Raw genomic sequence first — 6,668 nt, 5'->3', positions numbered from 1 at the left:
GCGCCAGGTAGACGAACTCGAAGATGCAGGGGTTGAGCGTCGGCGAGTCGGCGCATTGTTCGGCATGGACCTGGCCCTGCAGGTCGACGAAGACCGCTTCGCCCGGCGCGATGTTGCGTTCGAACACATGGCCCGAACCCTCGAGCGCGACCGACTCGCTGGCCACCATCACGGTGCCATCGGCACCGCGGCCCATCGCCAGCGGACGGATGCCGTAGGGATCGCGGAAAGCCAGCAAGCCGTGGCCGGCGATCAGCGCCACCACCGCGTAGGAGCCGCGCAGGCGACGCTGGGTGTTGCGCACCGCCTCGAACAGGGTGGCCGAATCGAACAGGCCGCCACGGGTGGCGCGGTCGAGCTCATGGGCCAGCACGTTGAGCAGCACCTCGGAGTCGCTCTCGGTGTTGGTGTGGCGGTGGTCGGTGGAGAACAGCTCGGCCCGCAGCGCATGCGCATTGGTCAGGTTGCCGTTGTGCACCAGCACGATGCCGAAGGGTGCGTTGACGTAGAAGGGCTGCGCCTCTTCCTCGCTGTAGGCGTTGCCGGCGGTCGGGTAGCGCACCTGGCCRAGGCCGATGTCGCCCGGCAGGCCGCGCATGTTGCGGGTCCGGAAGACATCGCGCACCATGCCCTTGGCCTTGTGCATGAAGAACTTGCGCTCCAGCAGCGTCACGATGCCGGCGGCATCCTGGCCGCGGTGCTGCAGCAGCAGCAAGGCGTCATAGAGCAGTTGATTGACGGGAGCGTTACTGACAACGCCGACGATTCCACACATGAAGCGATCCTCTCAGGGCAGGTAGCTTGCCAACTTATCAGGCAGCGCGGGTTTCAGGCCCTGCAATGCCGCATCAAGAACAATGGCGCTGCGCGATCCGTGCCACCAGGCACTGTCGCTCAACGCCAGCAAATGAACACTCACGGCGACGGCCAGCATCGCCACCGCGCCGCGCGCCACGCCGAAAACGCCGCCRAGGATCCGGTCCACCGGCCGCAGCCCGATCGCCGCCACCAGCTTGCGCGTGAGCGCCGCCAGCATCCCGACGCCGAATGCCACCCCGACGAACACCCCCACGAAGCCGGCGGCATAGCGCCAACTCGCGGCCGGTTCGCCAAAAGGCAGCCAGCGCCCCACGTCCTCGGCCAGCCACTGGGCAACCACGAAGGCCACGACCCACCCCGCCAGCGAAATCACCTCGAACACCAGTCCGCGCACCAGGCCCAGCAGCATCGACACCACGAGCAGCGCGACGGCGATCCAGTCGAGCGTGGCCACGTCGATCCGCGAGCCTACAAGCTGAGGACGGCAGCCGACAAAGACAAGCCCTTGACCTTGGCCGCGGCGCGGTCGGCCTCGGCGCGGTTGCCGAAGGGACCGACACGCACCCGCGTGCGCTCGCCGTCGGCCGTCTTCGCGACACTGGTATAGGTCTTGAGGCCGGCCTTTTCAAGCTTCTGACGCACTTCGCGTGCCTTGTCCGCATCGGCGAAGGCACCGACCTGGACCACGAAGCGGCCGTTCTCGTCGGCCGGCTTGGCGGCAGCGGCTGCCGCCACGGCGGTCGGCTTGCCCTCGAGCAGCGCACGGGCGCGGGCGGCTTCATCGGTCGCCGCGGTCTTCGGCGCCGCGGGCTTGGGCTCCGGCTTGGGCTCCGGCTTGGGCTCGGGTCTGGCCTCGGCCTTCGGCTTCGGTTCGGGTTTCGGCTCGGCCTTGGGGACCGGCTTGCTCTCGGGCGCAGGTGCGGGTTCGGCCGCCGGCACCGACGACGCCACCTTGCCCTCTGGAATCTCGCTGCCGTCGGCCGCCTCGGTGATCATGCCGCCGCCCGACGAGGCGGGCGCGGCGGCGGCCGGCTTGCCGGCAGCCGGCTTGTCGGTGCTTGGAGCGGCCGGCGCCGGGGGCGCCGGCAGCGCCAGCGGCTTGGCCTTGTTGCGGTCGGGAATCTCGATCGGGATGTCGACCGAGATCGGCCGCGGCTGGGTGTCGAACAGCAGCGGGAAACCGATCACGCCGATCAGCACCAGGACCGCGGCGCCCAGCAGCCGGTGGCGTGCCCGGCGACGCAGCGCCTCGATGCTCTCCGCCGGCGCGGCGGCGACGGTGCTTCGCCCTTCGTTGCCTTGAGGACCGCGGGTGCGGAACTTGAAGAACGCCATGAAATTCGTTTTCCTGAGGGGGGTGCTGCGTGCGGTTGAAACGGGAGGAAACGGGGGGGGAATCGGGGGTAAGGGCGCCGGGATTCAGGCTGTTTCAGGAGCCGGGAGACAGGTGCCTGGCGCCCAGACGGGGTGTTCCGTGCTCGAGCACACCACCCACGGTGAAGAACGATCCGAAGACCACGATTCTATCAGCGGGGTCGGCGCGATCGATGGCGGCCTGGAGCGCTTCCATGGGGTTGCCGTGGACGCTGGCCGAGACATCCTTGCGCTTGTTCTGGGCCTGCCAGCGGACGATCAGGTCGTCGGCCCTGGCGGCCCGCGCGGTCGGCAGGTCGGTGAAGTACCAGCGGTCGATCATCGGCCCGATGCGGGCGAACATCGGCGCCAGGTCCTTGTCGGCCATGACGCCGAAGACCGCGTGGGTGGTCGGATAGAAGCCCATGGCGTCGAGGTTCTCGGCCAGCGCGGCCACCGCGTGCGGATTGTGCGCAACGTCCAGCACCAGCGCCGGCTCGCCCGGGACGATCTGGAAGCGGCCGGGCAATTCGACCATTGCCAGCCCGTTGCGCACCGCCTGGGCGGTGATCGGCAGCCGCTGCCGCAGCGACTCCAGCGCCGCCAGCACACCGGCCGCGTTGACCAGCTGGTTGGCGCCGCGCAGCGCCGGATAGGCCAGCCCGCTGTAGCGCCGGCCGCGGCCGCTCCAGCCCCATTGCTGTTGGTCGCCCATCACGTTGAAATCGCGGCCGACGCGCCAGAGGTCGGCGCCGATGGCTTCCGCGTGGTCGACCACGCTCTGTGGCGGCATCGGGTCGCTGACGATCGCCGGCCGGCCGGCGCGCATCACGCCGGCCTTCTCGAAGCCGATGCTCTCGCGGTCGTTGCCGAGGAATTCCATGTGGTCGAGGTCGATGCTGGTGATGACGGCACAGTCGGCATCGACGATGTTGACCGCGTCCAGCCGGCCGCCCAGGCCGACCTCGAGGATCGCGGCATCGGGCTTTGCCGCGGCGATGCACAGCAGGATCGCCAGCGTGGTGAATTCGAAGTAGGTCAGCGGGACTTCGCCCCGGCCCTGCTCGACCTGTTCGAAGAAAGGCGCCAGCGCGGCGCCGTCGACCTGCTCGCCCGACAGCCGCAGCCGCTCCTCGAAGCGCACCAGGTGGGGCGAGGTGAACACCGCGGTGCGGTAGCCCGCATGCGTCAGGATCGACTCGAGCATGGCGCAAGTCGAGCCCTTGCCGTTGGTGCCGGCCACGGTGATGACCGGGCAGTCGAAGGCCAGGCCCAGGCGCTGGGCGACGGCGCGGACCCGGTCCAGGCCGAGCTCGATGTTCTTGGGATGCAGGTGCTCGGCGTGCGCCAGCCAGTCTTCTAGGGTTTTCATGGAGCCGGGAATTGTCGCCGACCGGCACCGCGGGCATCATCGCCGCATGACAACCCTCTACGGCATACCGAATTGCGACACCGTCAAGCGCGCACGCGCCTGGCTCGACGACCATGGCGTCGCCTACAGCTTCCACGATTTCAAGAAGGGCGGCGTGCCCGAGGCCGAACTCGACCGCTGGCTTGCCGCGCCCGGCTGGGAGGCGCTGGTCAACCGCCGCGGCACCACCTGGCGGCGCCTGGACGACGCCACCCGCGAATTGGTGGTCGATGCGGCCTCGGCCCGCGCGGTGCTGCTGGCGAATCCCAGCCTGATCAAGCGGCCGGTGGTCAACTGGGGCGCCGGACGTGACGTTACAACCGGGTTCGACGCCACCGAGTGGGCAAGCCACGCTTTGTAAACGCTGGAACCCCGGGGGCCCAAAGGCCTCCAACCGGGTTGCGAGGGCGCCCCCGCCCCGGGAATTCAGGAGATCCGACATGAACAACAGAACCTTTCGTACCGCGTCCGCCCTGTCGCTGCTGGCCGCACTGGCCGGTTTCGGCACGCTGGCCCGGGCCGAGCAGGTCCAGGCACGGGTGATCACGAGTTCACCCGTGACCGAATCGAACGGCAGCATCCGCTACAACGTGACCTACGAGTACGCGGGCCGCCAGTACAACACGCGCGTCAGCAACCCGCCCGGCGCCAGCATCTGGGTCGATTCGACCCAATACGGCTTGGCCACGCCGGTGCCGGTGGCGCCGCAGCCCCAGATGGCCGCCGGCCCGGTCGATGGCCCCCCGCCGCAACAGGACTGGAGCAACGTCGTGCCCGAGCCGGGCCTGGTGGTGTCGGGTGGCGGTGCCTCGGCCCCGGTCTACGCGCCGCCGGCAGCGGTCTATGCCCCGGCCCCGGTCTACGTGCAGCCGGGCCCGCTGTACTACCCGGCACCGGCGTACTACCCGGCGCCCGCCTACGCCTACCCGCCGATCGGCATCTCGCTGGGCTTCGGCTACTCGCGCGGCTGGGGCGGAGGCTACGGCCGCTGGCGCTGATCCCCAGTTCGGGCCGGAAGGCCGGCCGGCAAGCCTAAAATCAACGGCTTTGCCAACCCAACCGGGCGCGTTTCCTCAGAACGCGCCTTTTGCTTGCCGAAACGCGGGCAATGCCAGGCCTTTCTACCCATGAGCACAACCGAAACCCTCCAGAGCGCCACGGTCTCGACCAAGGCCAACGTGTACTTCGACGGCAAGTGCGTGAGCCACAACCTCACGCTGGCCGACGGCAGCAAGAAGTCGGTCGGCGTGATCCTGCCCTCGACCCTGACCTTCAACACCGGCGCGCCGGAAACCATGGAAGGCGCCGGCGGCCGATGCGAGTATCTGCTTGCGGGCAGCAGCGAATGGGTGGCCTCGGGCGCGGGCGAGAAATTCAGCGTGCCGGGCAACTCCAGCTTCCAGATCCGCGTCAGCGGCGAGCCCTACAGCTATATCTGCCACTTCGGCTGAACCGGAAACCTACGCGCATGTCCTCCACCATCCTCCAGAACGTTCCCGCCGGCCAGAAGGTCGGCATCGCCTTTTCGGGCGGCCTCGACACCAGCGCCGCGCTGCACTGGATGCGCAACAAGGGCGCGATTCCCTACGCCTACACCGCCAACCTCGGGCAGCCCGACGAGCCCGACTACGACGAGATCCCGCGCAAGGCGATGCTCTATGGCGCCGAGAAGGCGCGCCTGATCGACTGCCGCACCCAGCTGGCCGCCGAAGGCATCGCCGCGCTGCAGGCCGGCGCCTTCCACGTGACGACGGCCGGCCTGACCTACTTCAACACCACGCCGCTGGGCCGCGCGGTCACCGGCACCATGCTGGTGTCGGCGATGAAGGAGGACGACGTCCACATCTGGGGCGACGGCAGCACTTTCAAGGGCAACGACATCGAGCGCTTCTATCGTTACGGCCTCTTGACCAACCCGGCGCTCAAGATCTACAAGCCCTGGCTCGACCAGACCTTCATCGACGAGCTCGGCGGCCGCAAGGAGATGTCGGAGTTCATGCAGAAGGCCGGCTTCGCCTACAAGATGTCGACCGAGAAGGCCTATTCGACCGACTCGAACATGCTGGGCGCCACGCACGAGGCCAAGGACCTCGAGTTCCTGAGCAGCGGCATGAAGATCGTGCAGCCGATCATGGGCGTCGCCTTCTGGAAGGACGAGGTCTCAGTCCCGCGCGAAGAGGTCCGCATCCGCTTCGAGGAAGGCCGTCCGGTCGCCCTCAACGGCGTCGAGTACGCCAGCCTGGTCGACCTGCTGCTCGAAGCCAACCGCATCGGCGGCCGCCACGGCCTGGGCATGAGCGACCAGATCGAGAACCGCATCATCGAGGCCAAGAGCCGCGGCATCTACGAGGCCCCCGGCCTGGCGCTGCTGTTCATCGCCTACGAGCGCCTGGTGACCGGCATCCACAACGAGGACACGATCGAGCAGTACCGCGACAGCGGCCGCCGCCTCGGCCGCCTGCTCTACCAGGGCCGCTGGTTCGACCCGCAGGCCATCATGCTGCGCGAGACGGCCCAGCGCTGGGTGGCGCGCGCGGTCACGGGCGAGGTCACGGTCGAGCTGCGCCGCGGCAACGACTACTCGATCCTCGATACCGTGAGCCCCAACCTGACCTATGCGCCCGAGCGCCTGTCGATGGAAAAGGTCGAGGACGCGCCGTTCAGTCCGCTGGACCGCATCGGCCAGCTGACGATGCGCAACCTGGACATCGTCGACACGCGCGCCAAGCTGGCGATCTACACGCAGACCGGGCTGCTGTCGTCGACGCAGGGTGCATCCCTGCCCCAACTCAAGAACGACAAGGAATAGGCTCGCCCCCAGGTCGGGCTCACTGCGTGTAGCCCTCCCACCCCCTACCGGGGGCAACACCAGCGGCCCGGCAAAGCCGGTTCCGCGGTGGCACTGTTGCTCGCCCCCAGGTCGGGCTCACTGCGTGTAGCCCTCCCACCCCCTACCGGGGGCAACACCAGCGGCCCGGCAAAGCCGGTTCCGCGGTGGCACTGTTGCTCGCCCCCAGGTCGGGCTCACTGCGTGTAGCCCTCCCACCCCCTACCGGGGGCAACACCAGCGGCCCGGCAAAGCCGG

General features: G+C 68.7%; 8 protein-coding genes. 4 read left to right on the top strand and 4 right to left on the bottom strand.

Translation table 11 applies throughout. From position 1 onward, the window contains the following. The 4 genes from AC1D2E_RS34235 to folC form a co-directional block, all read right to left on the bottom strand. A partial coding sequence (locus AC1D2E_RS34235; RefSeq protein WP_478201526.1) for an amidophosphoribosyltransferase occupies nt 1–775 on the bottom strand: 775 nt, incomplete at its 3' end. 12 nt (nt 776–787) lie between these two features. After that, a complete protein-coding gene (locus AC1D2E_RS34230; protein ID WP_478201525.1) occupies nt 788–1,273 on the bottom strand; it encodes a CvpA family protein in 486 nt (161 codons plus the stop codon). 14 nt (nt 1,274–1,287) lie between these two features. Continuing rightward, the gene (locus tag AC1D2E_RS34225) at nt 1,288–2,154 is read right to left on the bottom strand and encodes an SPOR domain-containing protein (RefSeq protein ID WP_478201524.1); all 867 of its coding nucleotides are present in this window, start codon (nt 2,152–2,154) and stop codon (nt 1,288–1,290) included. Nucleotides 2,155–2,248: 94 nt separating this feature from the next. Further along, complete coding sequence (folC, locus tag AC1D2E_RS34220) at nt 2,249–3,556, bottom strand: bifunctional tetrahydrofolate synthase/dihydrofolate synthase (RefSeq protein ID WP_478201527.1); 1,308 nt, start codon at nt 3,554–3,556, stop codon at nt 2,249–2,251. 34 nt (nt 3,557–3,590) lie between these two features. Here folC and AC1D2E_RS34215 point away from each other — a divergent pair, with 34 nt between their 5' ends. The 4 genes from AC1D2E_RS34215 to argG all read left to right on the top strand — a co-directional run bounded on the left by AC1D2E_RS34215 (nt 3,591) and on the right by argG (nt 6,392). Continuing rightward, the gene (locus tag AC1D2E_RS34215; protein ID WP_478201523.1) at nt 3,591–3,944 is read left to right on the top strand and encodes an ArsC family reductase; all 354 of its coding nucleotides are present in this window, start codon (nt 3,591–3,593) and stop codon (nt 3,942–3,944) included. A 79-nt stretch (nt 3,945–4,023) separates the two neighbouring features. Next, nucleotides 4,024–4,581: a hypothetical protein gene (locus tag AC1D2E_RS34210; protein ID WP_478201522.1), complete on the top strand. Its 558-nt coding sequence runs from the start codon at nt 4,024–4,026 to the stop codon at nt 4,579–4,581. Nucleotides 4,582–4,710: 129 nt separating this feature from the next. Then, nucleotides 4,711–5,034 carry a pyrimidine/purine nucleoside phosphorylase gene (gene ppnP / locus AC1D2E_RS34205; RefSeq protein ID WP_478201521.1) on the top strand — a complete coding sequence of 108 codons (324 nt, stop codon included), beginning with the start codon at nt 4,711–4,713 and terminating at the stop codon, nt 5,032–5,034. Between the two features lie 17 nt (nt 5,035–5,051). Continuing rightward, nucleotides 5,052–6,392, top strand: a complete 1,341-nt coding sequence (argG, locus tag AC1D2E_RS34200) for an argininosuccinate synthase (RefSeq protein ID WP_478201520.1) — start codon at nt 5,052–5,054, stop codon at nt 6,390–6,392. The last annotated feature ends 276 nt before the right edge of the window (nt 6,393–6,668 follow it).

It is taken from the genome of Variovorax sp. P1_H2 (assembly GCF_056405295.1).
This window is presented reverse-complemented; position numbering and strand designations above follow the sequence as displayed.